This window comes from Streptomyces sp. NPDC056169 (assembly GCF_042268445.1).
GTDB lineage: Bacteria > Actinomycetota > Actinomycetes > Streptomycetales > Streptomycetaceae > Streptomyces.
This window is the reverse complement of the sequence record NZ_JBHJUO010000017.1, coordinates 86,046-105,854: the sequence shown is the minus strand read 5'-3', so window position 1 is coordinate 105,854 and position 19,809 is coordinate 86,046. Positions and strand designations below refer to the sequence as shown.

Genomic DNA, 19,809 nt, shown 5'->3' with positions numbered 1-19,809 from the left:
GTAGAAGATCTTCACATCGCCGAAACATCACGGTGTGAAGCTCTGGCCCATGACAGTACGAATCGAGGAGAACCGCTCGCACCCGCACCTTCCTCACCTGCTGGGCGCCTACCACCTGGTCAACCAGGCCGAGAAAGGGGTGACCGTGACGACGGTCGCCGAGCTCCCGGCCGTATACCGGGGCGAGGCCGAGGACCCGGCCGCCGCCTTCGCCGCCGACACCGTCCTGCTCGTCACCGCGCCCGGGGACGACGCCCCCTCGGGCTGCGTCGTCCTCAAGGCACCCCGCGACGGCCGCCCGCCCGAGATCAAGCGCCTGTGGGTCGCGCCCGAGGCCCGGCGGAAGGGCCACGCCAAGGCCCTCATGGCCGAGGCCCTGCGCCGGGCCGCCGCCTCGGGAGCACCCGCCGTACGCCTCACGGTCTGGGGCTGGCGTGAGGAGCCGCTCGCCCTCTACCGGAGCCTCGGCTTCGCGACCGTCGAGTCCTGGGACGAGCGGCCGGACCTGGTCTGCCTGGAGAAGCCGCTCCCCGCCCCGGACGCGATCGAGCGCCTCACCCCCGACGCCGTACGGACCCACGCCCCCGCCGGTCTCGCGGCGCTCCTCGTGGACGCCGTGGACGGCGGGGCCTCCGTCGGCTTCCTGGCGCCCCTGGAGACGACCGACGCGGCCTCCTGGTGGTCGGGCGTCGCCGAGGAGGCCGCGGCGGGCGTACGGGACGTCTGGGCCGCCCACGCCCCGGACGGGAGCCTGACCGGCGTCGTCACCCTCGTCCGTACCGGCACGGCCAACGGTCGCCACCGCGGGGAGATCGCCCGGCTCCTCGTGCACAGCTCCGCCCGGGGCGGCGGCCTCGGCCGCCGGCTGCTCGCCGCGGCCGAGGCCCACGCCGCCGCCACCGGCCTCCGCCTGCTCGTCCTGGACACCCGGACCGACAGCCCGGCCGAGCGCCTCTACCGGGGAGCGGGCTGGACGGCCGCCGGAACGATCCCGGACTTCGCCGCCGACCCGGCCGGCACCCTCCGCCCCACCACGCTGTACTACAAGCACGTGGGGTAGACGGAGCCGGGCACGCGAAAGGGCCCCGGGAGGCTTTCGCCTCCCGGGGCCCTTCACGTACCACTCGATCCGCTACCGCAGCTGCGCCGCGCGAGCCTCCCGGCTCTCCCGGCGGTTGCCGCGGAAGGTGTTCACCCGGCGGGCCGTCGCGAAGAGGGGGATCACGGCGCCCATCACCACCTGGAGCGCGCAGCCGGTCTGCAGCAGGAACGCGCCGCCCGGGGCGTCGAACGCCCAGGCCGCCAGCATGCCCATCGCGCCCACGATCCAGGCGAGCATCGCCACCGCGAGGACACCCCGCGGCTTGGGGTACTCGACCCGGCTCACCATCAGCCAGGCCACCCCGATGATCGCGAGGAGCGTCGGGACGAACGGCAGCTCAAGGAGCACGATCGAGACGACCGTCAGCGCGCCGAAGGGGCTCGGCATGCCCTGGAACATGCCGTCCTTCATCGTCACGCACGAGAATCTCGCCAGGCGCAGCACCACGGCGAGGAGCACCGCGACCGCGGCCACCGCCGAGACCTTCTGCTGGGCACCGTCCGGGACCGCGACCATTCCGTACACGAGCACGAAGTAGGCCGGGGCCAGACCGAAGCTGATCAGGTCCGAGAGGTTGTCGAGCTCGGCGCCCATCGGCGAGCTGCGGAGCTTGCGCGCCACGATGCCGTCGAAGAGGTCGAAGATCGCCGCGCACAGCATCAGGATCACGGCGGTGGCGGCGCTGTTGCGCGCCATGCCGGTCTCCGTGCTGCCGGTGAGGTGCGGGATCAGGATGCCGGTCGTCGTGAAGTAGACCGCCATGAAGCCGCACGTGGCGTTACCGAGCGTGAGGGCGTCCGCTATGGACAGCCTCAACGACAGCGGCATCTCCTCGGCCTCGTCGGCCGCGTCCGCCTCGGCGTCGGCAACCCATTCGGCAGCCCGTGTGTCGGGATCAATCACGGTCAATGCGAGTCACCCCCGCGGTCGTGGCCTGGCCGACCTCGACGGCGACCTCGACACCCTCCGGGAGGTAGATGTCGACCCGCGAGCCGAAGCGGATCAGGCCGATCCGGTCACCCTGCTCGACCTTCGTCCCCTGCGGGATGTACGGCACGATGCGTCGTGCGACGGCACCCGCGATCTGCACCATCTCGATGTCGCCGAGCTCGGTGTCGAAGTGCCAGACAACGCGCTCGTTGTTCTCGCTCTCCTTGTTGAACGCCGGGACGAACCCACCGGGGACGTGCTCCACGGACGTCACCGTGCCGGCCAGCGGCGCGCGGTTGACGTGGACGTTCAGCGGGCTCATGAAGATGGCGACCCGGGTGCGTCCGTCCTTCCACGGCATGATGCTCTGCACCACACCGTCGGCGGGGGAGATGACCCGGCCCTGAGCGATCTCGCGCTCGGGGTCGCGGAAGAACCACAGCATGCCGGCCGCGAGAGCGGTGGTCGGCACGGCGATGGCCGCGGCTCGCCGCGACTTGCGCGCGCGCAAGAGGGAGAGCGCCGCGGTGGCGACGGTCGGCAGAAGCCACGGCGATGCTCCGCGCGCGAGGCGTACGCCCGAGAGGCTGTCGCGGTGTGCAGAGGTTTGGCTGTGGGGCATGGATGACCTTCGTAGCGGATGATGCCGCACTGGCAACGGGGGACGGCGGCTTTCCGGCGATGCTATCGGTTGCGGGGCGCAACTGGGCAAGCCAGGAACCGAGTCGACGGCCGGAAGACGAACACAGGGTGTGATCTTCTTCGCGGCCGAACCGACTCAAACGCGACAATCAACCCTGGAATCGGTACTCCTCGAGCAGCCGACGACCAATGATCATTTTCTGGATCTCGGCGGTACCTTCACCGATGAGCAGCATCGGCGCCTCGCGGTAGAGACGCTCGATCTCGTACTCCTTCGAGAACCCGTAGCCGCCGTGAATGCGGAAGGCATCCTCCACGACCTCCTTGCAGTATTCGGACGCGAGGTACTTCGCCATCCCTGCTTCGAGGTCGTTTCGTTCCCCGGAGTCCTTTTTGCGTGCTGCGTTCACCATCATGGCATGAGCGGCCTCGACCTTGGTAGCCATCTCGGCAAGCTTGAACTGAATCGCCTGGTGTTCGGCGATCGCCTTGCCGAAAGTGTGACGTTGCTGGGCATATGAGACACCCAGTTCGAAAGCACGCTGCGCGACGCCACAGCCACGGGCCGCCACGTTCACGCGGCCCACCTCGACGCCGTCCATCATTTGGTAAAACCCTCGGCCCGTCGTGCCGCCGAGAACCCGATTGGCCGGAATGCGCAGTCCGTCCATGATGAGCTCGGTCGTGTCGACGCCCTTGTAACCCATCTTGTCGATCTTGCCGGGGATGGTGAGGCCGGGGCGGACCTCTCCGAAGCCGGGCTCCTTCTCGACGAGGAAGGTCGTCATCGACTTGTGGGGGGCGGTGCCCTCCGGGTGTCCTTCGTCACTTCGGACGAGAACGGCGACCAGCGTTGACGTTCCGCCGTTCGTCAGCCACATCTTCTGACCGTTGAGGACGTACTCGTCGCCGTCCTTGACCGCCTTGGACGTGATGGCGGACACGTCCGAGCCGAGGCCCGGCTCCGACATCGAGAACGCGCCACGCGTCTCGCCGGCCGCCATCCGTGGAAGGAAGTACTCCTTCTGCTCCTGCGTGCCGTGCTGCTTCAGCATGTACGCGACGATGAAGTGCGTGTTGATGATGCCGGAGACCGACATCCAGCCACGGGCGATCTCCTCCACGCACAGCGCGTAGGTGAGCAGCGACTCGCCCAGGCCCCCGTACTCCTCGGGGATCATCAGACCGAAGAGGCCGAGCTCCTTGAGCCCGTCGACGATCTGCTGGGGGTACTCGTCGCGGTGCTCCAGCTCGGTGGCGACCGGGATGATCTCCTTGTCGACGAACTCCCGGACGGTCTTGAGGATCTCCTGCTGGACGTCCGTGAGCCCGGCGGTCTGGGCGAGTCGGGCCATGGCTACTTCTCCGTCTTCTTGGCGGGCTCGATCAGCTCGGGGCGGCCGGGCTGCTCGCCGCCGCGCTCCTTGATGTACGTCTCGGTGGGCACCATGACCTTGCGGCGGAAGACGCACACGAGCGTGCCGTCCTGCTTGTAGCCCTTGGTCTCGACGTAGACGATGCCGCGGTCGTTCTTCGACCTCGACGGGGTCTTGTCGAGGACCGTCGTCTCGCCGTAGATCGTGTCGCCGTGGAAGGTCGGCGCCACGTGCCGCAGCGACTCGATCTCCAGGTTGGCGATGGCCTTGCCGGAGACGTCCGGCACGGACATGCCGAGCAGCAGCGAGTAGATGTAGTTGCCCACGACGACGTTCTTGCCGAAGTCCGTCGTGTTCTCGGCGTAATTCACATCCATGTGCAGCGGATGGTGGTTCATCGTCAGCAGACAGAAGAGATGGTCGTCGTACTCGGTGACCGTCTTTCCGGGCCAGTGCTTGTAGACGGCACCGACTTCGAACTCTTCGTAGGTACGGCCGAACTGCATGGGGCTCAGGCCTCCGGGATCTCGAACTTGGTGGTGCGCTGCATGCCGGCGGCGCGGCCCTTGCCCGAGATGACCAGGGCCATCTTGCGGGAGGCCTCGTCGATCATCTCGTCGCCGAGCATCGCGGAGCCCTTCTTCCCGCCGGCCTCGGACGTGTAGTAGTCGTACGCGTCCAGGATCAGCTCGGCGTGGTCGAAGTCCTCCTGCGCGGGCGAGAAGATCTCGTTCGCGGCGGCGACCTGGTCCGGGTGCAGCACCCACTTGCCGTCGAAGCCCAGGGCGGCGGCGCGCTGCGCGACGGCCTTGTAGCCCTCCGGGTTGCGGATCTGGAGGTAGGGGCCGTCGATCGCCTGGAGGTTGTTGGCGCGGGCGGCCATCAGGATGCTCATCAGGATGTGGTGGTAGGCGTCGGCCGGGTAGCCCGGCGGCTGCTCGCCCACGACCAGCGACTTCATGTTGATCGAGGCCATGAAGTCGGCCGGGCCGAAGATGATCGTCTCGACGCGCTGGGAGGCCTGCGCGATCGCGTTGACGTTGGTGAGGCCCTGGGCGTTCTCGATCTGCGCCTCGATGCCGATCTTGCCGACCTCGAAGCCCATCGTCTTCTCGATCTGCGTGAGCAGCAGGTCGAGCGCGACGATCTGCTGGGCGTCCTGGACCTTCGGCAGCATGATGCAGTCGAGGTTCTGGCCGGCGCCCTCGACGACCGTGACGACGTCGCGGTACGTCCAGTGGGTCGTCCAGTCGTTGACCCGCACGACCCGGGTCTTGCCGGTCCAGTCGCCCTCGTTGAGGAACTTCACGATGGTGTGCCGGGCCTCGGGCTTGGCCAGCGGCGCGCAGGCGTCCTCCAGGTCCAGGAAGACCTGGTCCGCGGCGAGGCCCTGGGCCTTCTCGAGGAACCGCGGGTTGGAGCCGGGTACCGCGAGGCAGGAGCGGCGCGGACGCAGACGGTTCACGGGGCTGGTCATGCGGGGACCTCCGTACTTTCCAGGGGGCTGAGCTTGTGTGCTTTCCGGATCTCGTCGACGATACGGCCGATGATCTCCGTGATACCGAAGTCCTTCGGTGTGAAGACGGCGGCCACGCCCGCGCGCTTCAGGTCTGCGGCGTCGGCGTTCGGGATGATCCCGCCGACGATGACCGGGATGTCGGTGGCGCCGGCCTCCCGGAGGCGGGCGAGGACGTCCGGGACCAGCTCGGCGTGCGAGCCGGAGAGGATCGACAGACCCACGCAGTGCACGTCCTCGGCGAGGGCCGCGTTGACGATCTGCTCGGGGGTCAGCCGGATGCCCTGGTAGACCACCTCGAAACCGGCGTCGCGCGCGCGGACGGCGATCTGCTCGGCCCCGTTGGAGTGCCCGTCCAGGCCCGGCTTGCCCACGAGCAGCCGCAGCCGCCCGGAGCCGAGCTCGTCGGCGGTCCGCGCCACCTTCTCCCGTACGAGAGCCAGCGGCGTGCCCTCCTCGGCCGTCACCGCGACCGGGGCCGAGGAGACGCCGGTGGGGGCCCGGAACTCGCCGAAGACCTCGCGCAGGGCCTCGGTCCACTCGCCGGTCGTGACCCCGGCGCGGGCGCACTCGAGCGTGGCCTCCATGAGGTTGCCGGTGCCCTTGGCGGCCTCCTTGAGGCGTTCGAGGGCCTTGCAGGGGCGCGGGTGGTTGAACGGCGGCTGGTAGCGGTTGTCCCGCCAGGTCTTCAGCGAGCCGACCACCCGCGCCTCGACCGCCGGGTCGACCGTCATGATCGCGGTGTCCAGGTCGGCGGTGAGGGGGTTCTCCTCGGTCGACTGGAAGATGTTGACGCCGATGATCTTCTCGTCGCCGGCCTCGATCCGGGCGCGCCGCTCGGCGTGCGAGGAGACGAGCTGGGACTTGAGGTAGCCGGACTCGACGGCGGCCATCGCGCCGCCCATCTCCTGGATCCGGTCGATCTCGGCCAGGCACTCCGCGACGAGCGAATCGACCTTGGCCTCGATGACGTGCGAGCCGGCGAAGATGTCCTCGTACTCCAGCAGGTCGGACTCGTGGGCGAGCACCTGCTGGATGCGGAGCGACCACTGCTGGTCCCAGGGCCGGGGGAGGCCGAGGGCCTCGTTCCAGGCGGGGAGCTGGACGGCGCGGGCGCGGGCGTCCTTGGAGAGCGTGACGGCCAGCATCTCCAGGACGATCCGCTGGACGTTGTTCTCCGGCTGGGCCTCGGTCAGGCCGAGCGAGTTGACCTGTACGCCGTAGCGGAACCGGCGCTGCTTCTCGTTCTCGATGCCGTACCGCTCACGGGTGATCTTGTCCCAGATGCGGCCGAAGGCGCGCATCTTGCACATCTCCTCGATGAAGCGGACGCCCGCGTTCACGAAGAAGGAGATGCGGGCGACGACATCGCCGAACCGGTCCTCGGGGATCTGGCCGGAGTCGCGGACCGAGTCGAGCACCGCGATCGCGGTGGCCATCGCGTACGAGATCTCCTGGACCGGAGTGGCCCCCGCCTCCTGCAGGTGGTAGCTGCAGATGTTGATCGGGTTCCACTTCGGGATGTTGTTGACCGTGTAGCAGATCATGTCCGTCGTGAGACGGAGGGAGGGGCCGGGCGGGAAGACGTGCGTCCCGCGCGACAGGTACTCCTTCACGATGTCGTTCTGGGTGGTGCCCTGGAGCTTGGTGATGTCCGCACCCTGCTCCTCGGCGGCCACCTGGTAGAGCGCCAGGAGCCACATCGCCGTGGCGTTGATGGTCATCGAGGTGTTCATCTGCTCCAGGGGGATGTCCTGGAACAGCCGCCGCATGTCACCGAGGTGCGAGACGGGGACACCGACCCGGCCGACCTCGCCGCGGGCGAGGATGTGGTCGGGGTCGTAGCCCGTCTGCGTCGGCAGGTCGAACGCGACCGAGAGGCCGGTCTGACCCTTGGCGAGGTTGCGCCGGTACAGCTCGTTGGACGCCTCGGCGGTCGAGTGACCGGCGTAGGTCCGCATGAGCCACGGCCGGTCCTTCTGGCGCTCAGTCATCTATGGTCCCCGGCTCAGATGTTACGGAAACGGTTGATGGCGTCGATGTGCTTCTCGCGCAGCTCCGGGTTGCTGACGCCCAGGCCCTCCTGCGGAGCGAGCGCGAGGACGCCGACCTTGCCCTGGTGCAGGTTGCGGTGGACGTCGTAGGCGGCCTGGCCGGTCTCCTCCAGGGAGTAGACTTTCGACAGGGTCGGGTGGATCTTGCCCTTGGCGATCAGGCGGTTCGCCTCCCACGCCTCGCGGTAGTTCGCGAAGTGCGAGCCGATGATCCGCTTCAGCGACATCCACAGGTAGCGGTTGTCGTACTCGTGCATGTAGCCCGAGGTGGAGGCGCAGGTGGTGATGGTGCCGCCCTTGCGCGTGACGTACACGGAGGCGCCGAAGGTCTCGCGGCCCGGGTGCTCGAAGACGATGTCGATGTCCTCGCCGCCCGTGAGCTCGCGGATGCGCTTGCCGAAGCGCTTCCACTCCTTCGGGTCCTGGGTGTGCTCGTCCTTCCAGAACTTGTAGCCCTCGGCGTTGCGGTCGATGACCGCCTCGGCGCCCATCGCGCGGCAGATGTCGGCCTTCTCCGGGGAGGAGACGACACAGATCGGGTTGGCGCCGCCGGCGAGGGCGAACTGCGTGGCGTACGAGCCGAGGCCGCCGCTCGCGCCCCAGATGAGGACGTTGTCGCCCTGCTTCATGCCGGCGCCGTTGCGGGAGACCAGCTGGCGGTAGGCGGTGGAGTTGACGAGGCCGGGGGAGGCCGCCTCCTCCCAGCTGAGGTGGCCGGGCTTCGGCATCAGCTGGTTGGACTTGACGAGGGCGATCTCCGCGAGGCCGCCGAAGTTGGTCTCGAAGCCCCAGATGCGCTGCTCGGGGTCGAGCATCGTGTCGTTGTGGCCGTCGGAGGACTCCAGCTCGACCGAGAGGCAGTGGGCGACGACCTCGTCGCCGGGCTTCCACGAGTTCACGCCGGGGCCGGTGCGCAGCACGACGCCGGCGAGGTCGGAGCCGATGACGTGGTACGGGAGGTCGTGGCGCTTGCTGAGGTCGCTGAGACGGCCGTAGCGCTCCAGGAAGCCGAAGGTCGACACCGGCTCGAAGATCGAGGTCCAGACCGAGTTGTAGTTGACCGAGCTGGCCATGACGGCGACCAGGGCCTCGCCCGGGCCGAGCTCGGGCAGGGCCACGTCGTCGAGGTGCAGCGACTTGCGCGGGTCCTTGTCGCGGCTGGCGAGTCCGGCGAACATCTCGGCCTCGTCCTTGTGGACGGTGATGCCCCGGTACGACTCGGGGAGCGGGATGTTCGCGAAGTCGGCGGACGTGGCGTCCTGCGACTGGATCGCGGCCAGGATTTCCTTCACGGGTTGCCTCCGGCGGTGAGCGTCCGGGGGAGGACGCCTGAGGGTTACGGCGGGGAGTGCTGTTGCTGTGGAGGTGTGCCGTCGGTTCGGCTCGGGTGGTGCGGTGGCGCGGCGCTGGTGGCGCGAGGGTGCCTGTGACGCAGGCGTCCGGGCGCACGAGCCGTCGGCTTGTGGGGACAGCCGGCGAACGAGGTGTTCTCTGCTCGCCGGCCGCCCGGACACCTTCAACGTATGGCACGCCGTGTCACCGCACAAGGCACTGCGTGCCAACAATTTCACTCAGATGCAATCTGTCGGTCACGGATGAGCGATGATCGATCGAAAACTGCTCTGAACTGGGACGATACGACGATGGCCGCCCCCGGAAACCGGGGGCGGCCATCGTCGTGAAGCGGTCTTGAGGGGTCCTCAAGGGCTCCTCAGGGGTTCTGGAGTGCCTGCTGGATCGTGCGCATGACCTCGTCGAGCGGGGCGTCCGTACGGGCCACGGCGACCACCACGTCGCCGGTGGTGGAGGCGCGTACGGCGGGCGCCTGCTCGGCCTGGGGGGACGGGGCCGGCCGGCCCGCGCCTATGCCGGTGCCGAAGGTGTCCCGGACGATCGCGAAGGCGTGGTCGAGCTGGGCCTCCACGTCGCCCTGACCGCCGGCCCGCAGCCAGCGGCGCAGGACGTGGTTGTGGGCGGTGACGACCGCCGAGGCGGCCACCTCCGCGAGCAGCGGGTCGTCGTTGCCGTCGTGGTGGTCGCGCTCGTCGAAGTGGCCGAGGAGATAGCGGGTGAAGAGCCGCTCGTAGCGGGCCACCGAGGCGATCTCGCGCTCCCGCAGGGTCGGCACCTCACGGGTCAGCCGGTAGCGCTCCACGGAGACCGCGGGGGAGCCCGCGTACATCTTCATGACTTCCTTGATGCCCCGGCACACGGTGTCGAGCGGGTGCTCGTGCGGCGGAGCGGCGTTCAGCACCGCCTCCGCCCGCACCAGCGTGTCGTCGTGGTCCGGGAAGATCGCCTCTTCCTTGGAGCGGAAGTGGCGGAAGAAGGTCCGCCGGGCGACCCCGGCCGTGGCCGCGATCTCGTCGACCGTGGTCGCCTCGTACCCCTTGGTGGCGAAGAGCTCCATCGCCGCCGTCGCCAGCTCCCGGCGCATCTTGAGCCGCTGGGCGGCGGCACGGGTGCCCGCCGCGCTCTCCGGAGCGTCGGACGTGGACGTGGCACGGGGTGTCTTCGCGGCCTTGGGCATGGTCCGAACGTACTGCATCGGAGTGGGCGTGTGCCCAGGTGGGGGCGGGGAGCTCCCCGGGGCACCGGAGGTGCCCGGGGAGCTCAGCAGGCCGCCCCAGCCCGCGGTGGGCGGCTCAGCGGCGGGCATATTCGCGGAAGCCGCGTCCCGTCTTGCGGCCGAGGCAGCCGGCCGCCACCAGGTGCTCGAGGAGCGGGGCCGGGGCGAGGCCCGGGTCGCGGAACTCGCGGTGCAGCACCTGCTCGATCGCGAGCGAGACGTCCAGACCGACCACGTCGAGCAGCTCGAACGGGCCCATCGGGTAGCCGCCGCCCAGCTTCATCGCGGCGTCGATGTCGTCGAGGGTCGCGTAGTGCTCCTGGACCATCTTGATCGCGTTGTTCAGGTACGGGAAGAGCAGCGCGTTCACGATGAATCCGGCGCGGTCGCCGCAGTCCACCGGGTGCTTGCGGATCTTCGCCGTGACCTCGCGGACGGTGGCGTGGACGTCGTCGGCCGTCAGGACCGTACGGACGATCTCGACCAGCTTCATCGCCGGCGCCGGGTTGAAGAAGTGCATCCCGATGACGTCCTGCGGGCGCGAGGTGGCCCGGGCGCAGGCCACGACCGGCAGCGAGGAGGTCGTGGTGGCGAGCACCGCGCCCGGCTTGCAGATCTTGTCGAGCCGCGCGAACAGCTCCTGCTTGATCCCCAGGTCCTCGGCGACCGCCTCGACGGCCAGGTCGACCTCGGCGAACGCGTCGAGCGTGCCCGCCGCGGTGATCAGGGCCAGCGTCGTGTCGCGCGCCTCGGCGGTCATCCGGCCCTTGTCGACCGAGCGGGCCAGCGACTTGGCGATCCGCGCCTTGGCCGTGTCCGCCTTCTCCTGGGAACGGGCGGCGAGGACGACCTCGTACCCGGCCTTGGCGAAGACCTCGGCGATGCCGGAGGCCATGGTGCCCGAGCCGGCGACGCCGACCGAGCGGACCTCGCGGCCGCCGGCGGCGTCGGCGGAGGTCAGCGGGGTGAGCGCGTCCCGGACGACCTCGGCGGAGCCCGGCGCCTCGTACGTGTAGAAGCCGCGGCCCGCCTTGCGGCCGGTCAGACCGGCCTCGCTGAGCTGCTTGAGGATCGGGGCGGGGGCGTGCAGCCGGTCGTGCGAGGACGCGTACATGGCCTCCAGGACCGTACGGGCCGTGTCGACGCCGATCAGGTCGAGCAGCGCCAGCGGCCCCATCGGCAGGCCGCAGCCCAGCTTCATCGCCGCGTCGATGTCCTCGCGGGAGGCGTACTTGGCCTCGTACATGGCGGCGGCCTGGTTCAGGTAGCCGAAGAGCAGCCCGTCCGCGATGAATCCGGCCCGGTCGCCGACCGCCACGGGCTCCTTGCCGAGCTCCTCCGCGAGCCGGGTGACGGCGTCGACGGCCCGAGGGTCGGTCAGCACGGACGAGACCACCTCGACCAGCTTCATCGCCTGCACGGGGGCGAAGAAGTGCAGGCCGAGCACCCGCTCGGGGTGGGCCGAGTCGGCGGCGAGCCGGGTGACGGAGAGCGCGTTGGTGCCGGTGGCCAGGATCGCGTCGGTCCGGACGATCCCGTCCAGCGCCCGGAAGACCTCCTGCTTCGCCTCGTACGACTCGGGCACGACCTCGATCACGAGGTCGGCCTCGGCGGCCGCCTGGAGGTCGGAGAAGGTGCGGAAGCGGGCCAGGACGTCCTGCCGCTCCTCCTCGGTGATCCGCTCACGGGCCACCGCGCGGGCGGTGGACGCCTCCAGGGCGGCGACGGCCCGGGCGGCGGCGGTGTCGTCGATGTCGATGCCGATGACCTCGCGGCCGGCCCGGGCGAGGACGTCGGCGATGCCGGTGCCCATGGTGCCGAGACCGACGACGGCGATGGTGGAGAGAGGGGTGTCCATCAGGGGACTCCAGGGAGGAAGAGTGACGACTGAGGGCAGTGCGCGCGCGACAGGGAAAGGGCGCGGGAAAGAACGAGGGCGAGGCCCTGGAAGGAAGGGCGATGCCCTGAAGAAAAGAAGGCGACGGACTCTGTCCCGGAGTCGCATCGAAACTGCCGAACCGACGAAGCACTCACAACGGCTGCGTCACCAGGCCGTTGTGAGGAGTGCGGGTGGTGACCCGCTCACCTGAGACTAACCGGCCGGTAACGAGCGCGCCAGTCCCGGCAAGTTGAGAAAGTGTGATCTGGATCGCGGATAGGCTCGGAATCATGGAAAGCGCCGAGGATCCGGAATTCTGCTCGATGATCGATCGATTGCGGGCCGAGATCGAGAATGACTCCGGAGAAGTCCCGGCGGCATTCGGAGAACTCGCCGGAACCGACGATCCGGAAGAACTCCACCGGGTCCTCACCGCACCCGGACAGCCCCTCTGGGCCCGGGAGATCGCCGCCTACAAGCTCGGACTCGCGGGCGACCCGCGCTCCTTCGAGGCGCTCGTCCTCCTCCTCAACCACCGCGACCCCGAGCGCTGCGTCACCGCCGCCCACGCCCTGGTCCGGCTCGGCGACCCGCGGACCGCCCGCGCGGCCGCCGCCCTCGCCACCAACGAACTCCGGGTCGCCTACGCCCTCCTGCCGGTCCGGCTGCTCGCCGAACTCCGCGCCCCCGAATCCGTACCGGCCCTGATCACCGTCCTCCGGCGACGCCTTCCGGCCGACGACCCCCACTGGCGGGTCGGACTCGCCTGTGTCGAGGGCCTCGGTGCCCTGGGCGACCCCCAAGCCCGCCCCGCCCTGGAGGCCGCGCTTCCGCACCCCCGGCTCGGACGTGCGGCGGAGGACTCACTGACGCGGCTCCGTCCGCACGGCTGACGGCTGACGGCGGTCACGCGGGCGTCAACGCACCAACCGGAGCTCCGCCTCGGCATCGCCGGCCTCGCGCTCGGGGACGAGTGCGAAGGCCTCGATCTCCACGAGGAGTTCCGGCCGGACCAGCGCCGACACCTGCACCGCCGAGCTCGCCGGGAGCGGCGCCCCCGCGAAGTAGGCGTCCCGGGCGTCCCGCACCGCCGGGAGGTGGGCCACGTCCGTGACGAAGTAGGTCAGCTTCACCACGTCCCCGAAGCCCGCGCCGACGGCGGCGAGGCAGCGCTCCAGATTGGCGAAGACCTGATGGGCCTGGGCGACCGCGTCGCCGGCGCCGACCACCGCGCCGGCGGCGTCCAGCGCGCACTGCCCGGATATCGCGACGAACCGGCCCGTCCCCCAGACGACGTGGCTGTACTGGGGACTGGGCGCGAGGCCGTCGGGTGCGGGAACGTGGGTCAGGTGGCTCGTCATGCCCCACATCCTCGCGCACGCCACTGACAGTGCCCGCACCCCTGGGGGCGCGGGCCTCGTCAGCGGCGTGCGGTCGTCGTCAGCGGACGTGGCCGAGGAGCCCGTGGAGCGTGATGCCGGTCGCCTCCGTCCGGAGCGCGCCGACCCGGTTGCCCGACTTCCCGGGTGCCGTCCCGGCCGACTTCTCCGCCGCCTGCTCGGGTGCCGTCCCCGTCGACTTCTCCGTCGCCTTCTTCTCGGCCGGGGCCATCGGCTCGGGCTCCGGCTCCGGGAGCGCCTCGCAGACCGCGTCGACCTCGGCCCCGTCCTTGCCGCGCGGCACCGTGCCGGTGGCGAGGTAGGCGGCGAGGTGGTCGTCCAGGCAGTCGTTGCCGCCGAGGGTCACCCCGTGGTTCCCGCCGCCCTCCTCGACGACCAGGCTGGAGCCGCGCACCAGCCGGTGCAGCGCCACGCCGCCCTCGTACGGGGTCGCCGCGTCCTCCGTCGCCTGGAGGATGAGCACCGGCGGCAGCTGGTCGTTGGTGACGTCCGGCGGGGTCAGGGCCGGCACGGGCCAGAAGGCGCAGGGAGCGTTGTACCAGGCGTTGTTCCAGGTCGAGAAGGGCGCCTTGGCGTGGATGTCCCAGCTGTCCTTGCGCCAGACGTTCCAGTCCCGGGGCCAGGCCGCGTCCCGGCACTGCACGCTCGTGTAGACCGAGTAGCCGTTGTCGGCGGAGGCGTCGGCCTCCCCGTACTTCTCGTACGCCGCCGTCAGGGGGGCCGCGTCGCCGTCGTTCACGTAGGACGAGAACGCGCTCGCGAGGCGGGGCCAGTAGCCGTTGTAGTACCCGCCGGGCAGGAAGGTGTCCTCCAGCTCGCCCGGACCGACCTTCCCGCCGGCCGGGGCCTCGCGCACCGCGTCGCGCATCCGGTACCAGGCGGCCTCGACCGCCGCCGGGTCCGTGCCCAGCTTGTACACCGCGTTCTGCCGGGCCACCCAGGCCATGAAGTCCTTGTGGCGGGTGTCGAAGGCGTAGTCCTGAGCGATGTTGTCCTCGTACCAGACCCCGTGCGGATTGACGACGGAGTCGAGCGCCATGCGCCGCACCCGGTCCGGATACAGCCGGGCGTACACCGCGCCCAGGTAGGTGCCGTACGAGTAGCCGAGGTAGTTGACCTTCGGCGCGCCGAGTGCGTCACGGATCGCGTCGAGGTCCCGGGCGGTGCTCACGGTGTCGATGTACGGCAGCACGTCGGCGTACTTCTCGCCGCAGGCCTCGGCGAAGGCCTGGGCCCGCTCGACCGCCGCCTTCTCGGCGTCGGCGCCGCGCGGCACCGAGTCGGGGCGCACCGGCGCGAAGTGGCCCGGCCGGCAGTCGAGCGCGGGTTCGCTCCGGCCCACCCCGCGCGGGTCGAAGCCGATCACGTCGTACTCGGCGGCCACCTTCGGGGGCAGCGAGGCCGCCACGTACCCGGCCATCGTGCGTCCGCTGCCGCCGGGTCCGCCCGGGTTCACGAGCAGCGGGCCCTGGAAGGTCTTCGCGGTGTGCGGGACCCGGGTGAGCGCGAGCGTGATGCTCCGCCCGGCCGGGTCGTCGTGGTTGAGCGGCACCTTCAGGGTGCCGCACTGGAGCTTCGGGTACGCCTGGGTGGCGCAGCCGGTCCAGGCGAGCCTGGGGAACGGCCGGGGGGTCGGTTCACCGGCGCCTGCGGGGGTGGCGGGCAGGACGGTGACCGTCCCGGCGACCAGCGCTCCTGCGGCGATCAGCATTCCTGCGCGTGGGGTCATAGGTCCGTCCGTGCCCCGAACGGACCGTGGAAGGACCTGTTTCGCCGAGAGTTGACCCGAACAGAGGAGGATCCGACGGCGTGTCAGGTGAACCGGTCCGATGATCGGAGAAAGATGATCAAGGGGGCGGGTCAGAGGAGCGTGAGCTGTTCGGGGGCGGCCGCGAGCGCCGGTTCCTCCGGTACGGGTGTCCGGCGCGCCGCTCGCCGGTCGGCGGGGCCGATGCCGAACTCGGCGGCCAGCTCGTGGACCTGACGGGTGATCCGGCGCTGGTACCAGGTCGGCGCGTAGGCCCCGTCCGCGTACATCCGCTCGTACCGCCCCACCAGGCCGGGGTGGTGTTGCCGCAGCCACTGCATGAACCACTCGCGGGCGCCCGGCCGCAGGTGCAGGACGAGCGGGGTGACCGAACTCGCCCCGGCCTCGGCGATCGCGCGGACCGTCGCGCGCAGCTGCTCGGGCCGGTCGCCGAGGAAGGGCACGACGGGGGCCATCAGGACCCCGCAGTCGATGCCGTGCTCGCCGAGGGTGCGGACCACGTCGAGGCGGCGCTCCGGGGACGGGGTGCCGGGCTCGATCGTCCGCCACAGCTCCCGGTCGGTGAAGCCGACGGAGACGGAGATGCCGACCTCGGTGACCCGGGCGGCCTGGGTGAGGAGCTCCAGGTCGCGCAGGATCAGGGTGCCCTTGGTGAGGATCGAGAAGGGGTTGGCCCGGTCGCGCAGGGCGGTGAGGATGCCCGGCATGAGGCGGTAGCGGCCTTCCGCCCGCTGGTAACAGTCGACGTTGGTGCCCATGGCGACGTGGGCGCCCTGCCAGCGGGCGGAGGTGAGCTGGCGGGCCAGCACCTCCGGGGCGTTGATCTTGACGACGATCTGGGAGTCGAAGCCGAGCCCGGTGTCGAGGTCCAGATAGCTGTGGGTCTTGCGGGCGAAGCAGTACACGCACGCGTGCGTGCAGCCCCGGTACGGGTTGACCGTCCACTCGAACGGCATCCGGGAGGCGCCGGGGACCCGGTTGAGGATCGAGCGGGCCCGCACCTCGTGGAAGGTGATGCCCCGGAACTCCGGGGTGTCGAAGGTCCGCGTGGTCACCGCGTCCGCATCGAACAGGCCGATGCCGGCGGGCGCGGTCGGACCGTCGCCCAGATTGTCCCAGCGCACGGACGCCTCCTCGGTAGCTCTGCCTCGCCTCTGACTCCACCCTGCGCCCAGAATAGAACACCTGTTCCCTTGATCACCGCAACCCGGATTTCGCGCCCCGGAGCCCGCGTGGTTCGCTTGGCCCACACCCCCGAGGAACCACAAGCTGGAGGCAGTCAATGGCGCAGGTCGAGGCCACGACGGAACGGATCATCGCCGCGGACGCCGAGACGGTGTTCGACGCGCTGGCGGACTACAGCGGCACGCGCGCGAAGGTGCTCCCCGAGCACTTCAGCGAGTACGAGGTGCGGGAGGGCGGCGACGGCGAGGGCACCCTCGTCCACTGGAAGCTCCAGGCCACCAGCAAGCGCGTCCGCGACTGCCTCCTGGAGGTCACCGAGCCCACCGACGGGCAGCTCGTCGAGAAGGACCGCAACTCGTCCATGGTCACCACCTGGACCGTGACCCCCGCCGGCGAGGGCAAGTCGCGCGCCGTCGTCACCTCCGTCTGGAACGGCGCCGGCGGCGTCGGGGGCTTCTTCGAGAGGACCTTCGCGCCCAAGGGCCTCGCCCGGATCTACGACGCCGTGCTCGCCAAGCTGGCCGACGAGGTCGAGAAGTAACGCCCTGGGCGTTCACCGATTCGAGTGGTTCGCCCGCGCCCCCGTACCGGAGCCCCCGCGCACCGAGGGGGCGCGGGCTTCCTCGTAAACGCGCTGATGAGCGCCCCAAGTGCGCCGTACCGCAGGGCTGTTCGCCGCCCGGGGCACCCCTGATCGCCACCGGCCCTCCGTACCGCCCGACTTGCTCCCGCTTCGCACCCAATGCGAAGAATGGCGCGGCGCAGACGCCGTGTCGAGGGGAGCAGGTACGTGGGTGCGATCGCGATGGTGAAGTCCGCAGAGGGCACGGCGGACACGGAGAGCGCGGAGGGCGGCGCGGCCGCCGCGGCCACCGCCGGCGCGGCACCCCTCGACGCGGGCGGACCGCCCCCCGGCCTCGCCCCACCGCCCGACCCCGGACCGGCCCCCCTCGACCCCCGCCGCGTCCGGCTCGTCTTCTGCGGCCTCATGCTCGCGCTGCTCCTCGCCGCGCTGGAGCAGATGATCGTGGCCACCGCCCTGCCGAAGATCGTCGGCGAACTCCAGGGCCTGGACCGGATGTCCTGGGCCATCACCGCCTACCTGCTGACCTCCACCATCGGCCTGCCGATCTACGGGAAGCTCGGCGACCTCCTCGGCCGCAAGAGCGTCTTCCTCTTCGCCATCGTCGTCTTCGTCATCGGCTCCGGCCTGGCCGGCTGGTCCCGGAGCATGGACGAGCTGATCGCCTTCCGCGCGATCCAGGGCGCCGGCGCCGGAGGCCTGATGATCGGCGTCCAGGCGATCATCGCCGACATCGTCCCCGCCCGGGAACGCGGCCGGTACATGGGCCTGATCGGCGCCGCGTTCGGCCTCGCCTCCGTCGCCGGGCCCCTGCTCGGCGGCTTCTTCACCGACCACGTCTCCTGGCGCTGGTGCTTCTACTTCAACGTGCCCTTCGGGCTCGTCACCCTCGCCGTCGTCGCCGTCGTCCTCGATCTCCCCAAGCCCACGGCACGCGCGCGCTTCGACGTCCTCGGGGCGCTGCTCCTCGCCGCCGCCTCCACCTGCCTGGTCCTGCTGACCAGTTGGGGCGGCACCGAGTACGCCTGGGACTCCCGCGTCGTCCTCGCCCTCGCCTGCGGCGCCGCCGGAACGACCCTGCTCTTCCTGGTCGTCGAGCACTTCGCGCCCGAACCCCTCATCCCGCTCCGGCTCTTCCGCGACTCCGTCTTCACCGTCACCGCCCTCGTCGGGGCCGTCGTCGGCATCGCGCTCTTCGGCGCCGCCAGCTACCTCCCCAGCTTCCTCCAGATGGTCGAGGGCGCCACCGCCACCGAGTCCGGCCTCCTGATGCTGCCGCTCATGGGCGGGATCGTCATCGCCTCCGTCGTCTCCGGCCAGCTCATCAGCCGCACCGGCCACTACAAGATCTACCCGGTGGTCGGCGGGGCCGTCTCCGTCCTCGGCATGTGGCTGCTCTCCCGCATGGACGCCGAGACCCCGCGCCTCCAGCACAGCCTCTGGCAGGCCGTCCTCGGCACCGGCATCGGCCTCGTCATGCCGGTCCTCGTGCTCGCCGTGCAGAACTCCGTACGCCCCGCCGACCTCGGCACCGCCACCAGCGCCCACAACTACTTCCGCCAGATCGGCGGCAGCGTCGGCGCCGCGATCTTCGGCACCCTCTTCGCCTCCCGGCTCGACGACGCCCTCGGCGACCGGCTCGCGGCCGTCAGCCAGGGAGCCGCCACGGTGTCCCTGCCACCGGCCGAGTCGATCACCCCGCAGTCGGTGCACACCCTGCCGCCCGCCCTGCGCGACGCCTACATCCAGGCGTACGCGGACGCGATGCCGCGCATCTTCCTCTACCTCGTGCCGGTCCTCGTGCTCGGCCTCGTGCTCGCCTTCTTCCTCAAGGAGAAACCGCTGGTGTCCCACCACAGCCCGCTCACCGAGGCCACCGAGGCCACCGACTTCGGCGGCACCCAGGGGGTCCCGCAGGCCCGGCACGCGGCCCCGGCCCCTTCCTACGAGGCACCCGCCCACTCCGGGGTCCCCACCCACTCGGGGGTCCCCGCCCACTCCGGTGTACCCGTCTGCGGCACCGTCCAGCACCACGACGGCAGCCGCGTGCCCCGGGCCGCCCTCACCCTCATCGACGTCCAGGGCCGGCAGGTCGGGCGCGGCGCGAGCGGCGAGGACGGGCGGTACGCGCTGAGCGTGCCCGACCGGGGCGCCTACGTCCTCATCGCGGCGGCCGGCGGACACCAGCCGCAGGCCGTCTCCGTCACCGTCGGCGACCGGCCCGTGGAGCTCGACGTCGTCCTCGGCGGCGCCGGGCGGCTCGCGGGCAGCGTCGTCACCGCCGACGGGACGCCCGTCCGGGACGCCGCCGTCACCCTCACCGACGTACGCGGGGAGGTCGTCGCCTCCACCCGCAGCGGACGCGAGGGCGGGTACGTCATCACCGAGCTGGTCGCCGGCGAGTACACGCTCGCGGCCAGCGCCCCCGCCTTCCGGCCCGCCGCGCTCCCGGTGAGCGTCCAGTCGTCCCGCGAGACCCGCCAGGACATCGAGCTGGCCGGCGGGGCGGTGCTGCGCGGCACGGTGCGGGCCGGTGGCGGGCGCCCCGTCGAGGACGCCCGCGTCACCCTCCTCGACGCCGCGGGCAACGTCATGGACACCCTCACCACCGGGGCCGACGGCACCTTCCGCTTCGTGGACCTGTCCTCCGGCGAGTACACGGTCATCGCGGCCGGCTACCCGCCCGTCGCCACCGTCCTCCAGATGGCCGGCGGGGGCCGCACCGAGCGCGACCTCCAGCTCGGCCACCAGGACTGACCGGCTCGTGGAGGCGTAGGGCCGCGGAACGGCCGAGCCCCGGTCGCC

The 19,809-nt window shown here is 70.8% G+C and carries 16 protein-coding genes; 4 read left to right on the top strand and 12 right to left on the bottom strand.

Features of this window, described 5'->3' with window-relative positions; translation table 11 throughout:
- Window positions 1-49: 49 nt before the first annotated feature.
- A complete protein-coding gene (locus tag ACFC0G_RS27505; RefSeq protein WP_376407780.1) occupies window positions 50-1,060 on the top strand; it encodes a GNAT family N-acetyltransferase in 1,011 nt (336 codons plus the stop codon).
- 72 nt (window positions 1,061-1,132) lie between these two features.
- Here the strand turns inward: ACFC0G_RS27505 and pssA are convergent, their stop codons facing one another.
- From pssA to ACFC0G_RS27460, 9 genes are all read right to left on the bottom strand, one after another.
- Window positions 1,133-2,005: a CDP-diacylglycerol--serine O-phosphatidyltransferase gene (gene pssA / locus ACFC0G_RS27500; protein ID WP_376408019.1), complete on the bottom strand. Its 873-nt coding sequence runs from the start codon at window positions 2,003-2,005 to the stop codon at window positions 1,133-1,135.
- The gene (locus ACFC0G_RS27495) at window positions 1,998-2,654 is read right to left on the bottom strand and encodes a phosphatidylserine decarboxylase (protein ID WP_376407778.1); all 657 of its coding nucleotides are present in this window, start codon (window positions 2,652-2,654) and stop codon (window positions 1,998-2,000) included. Before ACFC0G_RS27495 ends, pssA begins: the two co-directional genes overlap by 8 nt.
- Window positions 2,655-2,823: 169 nt before the next feature.
- Entirely contained in the window at window positions 2,824-4,029 is a 1,206-nt protein-coding gene (locus ACFC0G_RS27490; RefSeq protein ID WP_356676067.1) for an acyl-CoA dehydrogenase family protein, read from the bottom strand.
- 2 nt (window positions 4,030-4,031) lie between these two features.
- Window positions 4,032-4,556, bottom strand: a complete 525-nt coding sequence (locus ACFC0G_RS27485; RefSeq protein ID WP_024759160.1) for a MaoC family dehydratase — start codon at window positions 4,554-4,556, stop codon at window positions 4,032-4,034.
- A 5-nt stretch (window positions 4,557-4,561) separates the two neighbouring features.
- Window positions 4,562-5,527 carry an HpcH/HpaI aldolase/citrate lyase family protein gene (locus ACFC0G_RS27480; protein ID WP_376407775.1) on the bottom strand — a complete coding sequence of 322 codons (966 nt, stop codon included), beginning with the start codon at window positions 5,525-5,527 and terminating at the stop codon, window positions 4,562-4,564.
- Window positions 5,524-7,560 carry a protein meaA gene (locus tag ACFC0G_RS27475; protein WP_376407773.1) on the bottom strand — a complete coding sequence of 679 codons (2,037 nt, stop codon included), beginning with the start codon at window positions 7,558-7,560 and terminating at the stop codon, window positions 5,524-5,526. The genes ACFC0G_RS27480 and ACFC0G_RS27475 overlap by 4 nt, the downstream gene beginning before the upstream one ends.
- A gap of 14 nt (window positions 7,561-7,574) precedes the next feature.
- Window positions 7,575-8,912, bottom strand: coding sequence for a crotonyl-CoA carboxylase/reductase (ccrA, locus tag ACFC0G_RS27470; protein WP_376407771.1), 1,338 nt, complete (start codon window positions 8,910-8,912; stop codon window positions 7,575-7,577).
- Window positions 8,913-9,331: 419 nt separating this feature from the next.
- On the bottom strand, window positions 9,332-10,150 hold the full coding sequence (locus ACFC0G_RS27465; RefSeq protein ID WP_376407769.1) for a TetR family transcriptional regulator: 819 nt from the start codon (window positions 10,148-10,150) through the stop codon (window positions 9,332-9,334).
- A 115-nt stretch (window positions 10,151-10,265) separates the two neighbouring features.
- Complete coding sequence (locus ACFC0G_RS27460; protein ID WP_376407767.1) at window positions 10,266-12,047, bottom strand: 3-hydroxyacyl-CoA dehydrogenase family protein; 1,782 nt, start codon at window positions 12,045-12,047, stop codon at window positions 10,266-10,268.
- 311 nt (window positions 12,048-12,358) lie between these two features.
- Between ACFC0G_RS27460 and ACFC0G_RS27455 the strand changes: the two genes are divergently transcribed.
- Window positions 12,359-12,961 carry a HEAT repeat domain-containing protein gene (locus ACFC0G_RS27455; protein ID WP_376407765.1) on the top strand — a complete coding sequence of 201 codons (603 nt, stop codon included), beginning with the start codon at window positions 12,359-12,361 and terminating at the stop codon, window positions 12,959-12,961.
- Between the two features lie 24 nt (window positions 12,962-12,985).
- Here ACFC0G_RS27455 and ACFC0G_RS27450 read toward each other — a convergent pair whose 3' ends face one another.
- From ACFC0G_RS27450 to ACFC0G_RS27440, 3 genes are all read right to left on the bottom strand, one after another.
- Window positions 12,986-13,429, bottom strand: a complete 444-nt coding sequence (locus ACFC0G_RS27450; protein WP_376407763.1) for a RidA family protein — start codon at window positions 13,427-13,429, stop codon at window positions 12,986-12,988.
- 79 nt (window positions 13,430-13,508) lie between these two features.
- Complete coding sequence (locus ACFC0G_RS27445; protein WP_376407761.1) at window positions 13,509-15,197, bottom strand: alpha/beta fold hydrolase; 1,689 nt, start codon at window positions 15,195-15,197, stop codon at window positions 13,509-13,511.
- A 131-nt stretch (window positions 15,198-15,328) separates the two neighbouring features.
- Window positions 15,329-16,360 carry an Rv2578c family radical SAM protein gene (locus ACFC0G_RS27440; RefSeq protein ID WP_376407759.1) on the bottom strand — a complete coding sequence of 344 codons (1,032 nt, stop codon included), beginning with the start codon at window positions 16,358-16,360 and terminating at the stop codon, window positions 15,329-15,331.
- A 158-nt stretch (window positions 16,361-16,518) separates the two neighbouring features.
- On the opposite strand from ACFC0G_RS27440, the gene ACFC0G_RS27435 reads away from it, so the two are divergent.
- Window positions 16,519-16,962, top strand: coding sequence for an SRPBCC family protein (locus ACFC0G_RS27435; RefSeq protein WP_376407757.1), 444 nt, complete (start codon window positions 16,519-16,521; stop codon window positions 16,960-16,962).
- Window positions 16,963-17,226: 264 nt separating this feature from the next.
- A complete protein-coding gene (locus ACFC0G_RS27430; RefSeq protein ID WP_376408016.1) occupies window positions 17,227-19,761 on the top strand; it encodes an MFS transporter in 2,535 nt (844 codons plus the stop codon).
- The last annotated feature ends 48 nt before the right edge of the window (window positions 19,762-19,809 follow it).

Excerpts from the sequence above, each read along its gene's own strand:
- ACFC0G_RS27505 (WP_376407780.1), top strand. The coding sequence starts at position 50 with ATGACAGTACGAATCGAGGAGAACCGCTCGCACCCGCACCTTCCTCAC.
- ACFC0G_RS27495 (WP_376407778.1), bottom strand. The coding sequence starts at position 2,654 with ATGCCCCACAGCCAAACCTCTGCACACCGCGACAGCCTCTCGGGCGTA.
- ACFC0G_RS27490 (WP_356676067.1), bottom strand. The coding sequence starts at position 4,029 with ATGGCCCGACTCGCCCAGACCGCCGGGCTCACGGACGTCCAGCAGGAG.
- ACFC0G_RS27485 (WP_024759160.1), bottom strand. The coding sequence starts at position 4,556 with ATGCAGTTCGGCCGTACCTACGAAGAGTTCGAAGTCGGTGCCGTCTAC.
- ACFC0G_RS27480 (WP_376407775.1), bottom strand. The coding sequence starts at position 5,527 with ATGACCAGCCCCGTGAACCGTCTGCGTCCGCGCCGCTCCTGCCTCGCG.
- ACFC0G_RS27475 (WP_376407773.1), bottom strand. The coding sequence starts at position 7,560 with ATGACTGAGCGCCAGAAGGACCGGCCGTGGCTCATGCGGACCTACGCC.
- ACFC0G_RS27465 (WP_376407769.1), bottom strand. The coding sequence starts at position 10,150 with ATGCCCAAGGCCGCGAAGACACCCCGTGCCACGTCCACGTCCGACGCT.
- ACFC0G_RS27460 (WP_376407767.1), bottom strand. The coding sequence starts at position 12,047 with ATGGACACCCCTCTCTCCACCATCGCCGTCGTCGGTCTCGGCACCATG.
- ACFC0G_RS27455 (WP_376407765.1), top strand. The coding sequence starts at position 12,359 with ATGGAAAGCGCCGAGGATCCGGAATTCTGCTCGATGATCGATCGATTG.
- ACFC0G_RS27450 (WP_376407763.1), bottom strand. The coding sequence starts at position 13,429 with ATGACGAGCCACCTGACCCACGTTCCCGCACCCGACGGCCTCGCGCCC.
- ACFC0G_RS27445 (WP_376407761.1), bottom strand. The coding sequence starts at position 15,197 with ATGACCCCACGCGCAGGAATGCTGATCGCCGCAGGAGCGCTGGTCGCC.
- ACFC0G_RS27435 (WP_376407757.1), top strand. The coding sequence starts at position 16,519 with ATGGCGCAGGTCGAGGCCACGACGGAACGGATCATCGCCGCGGACGCC.
- ACFC0G_RS27430 (WP_376408016.1), top strand. The coding sequence starts at position 17,227 with ATGGTGAAGTCCGCAGAGGGCACGGCGGACACGGAGAGCGCGGAGGGC.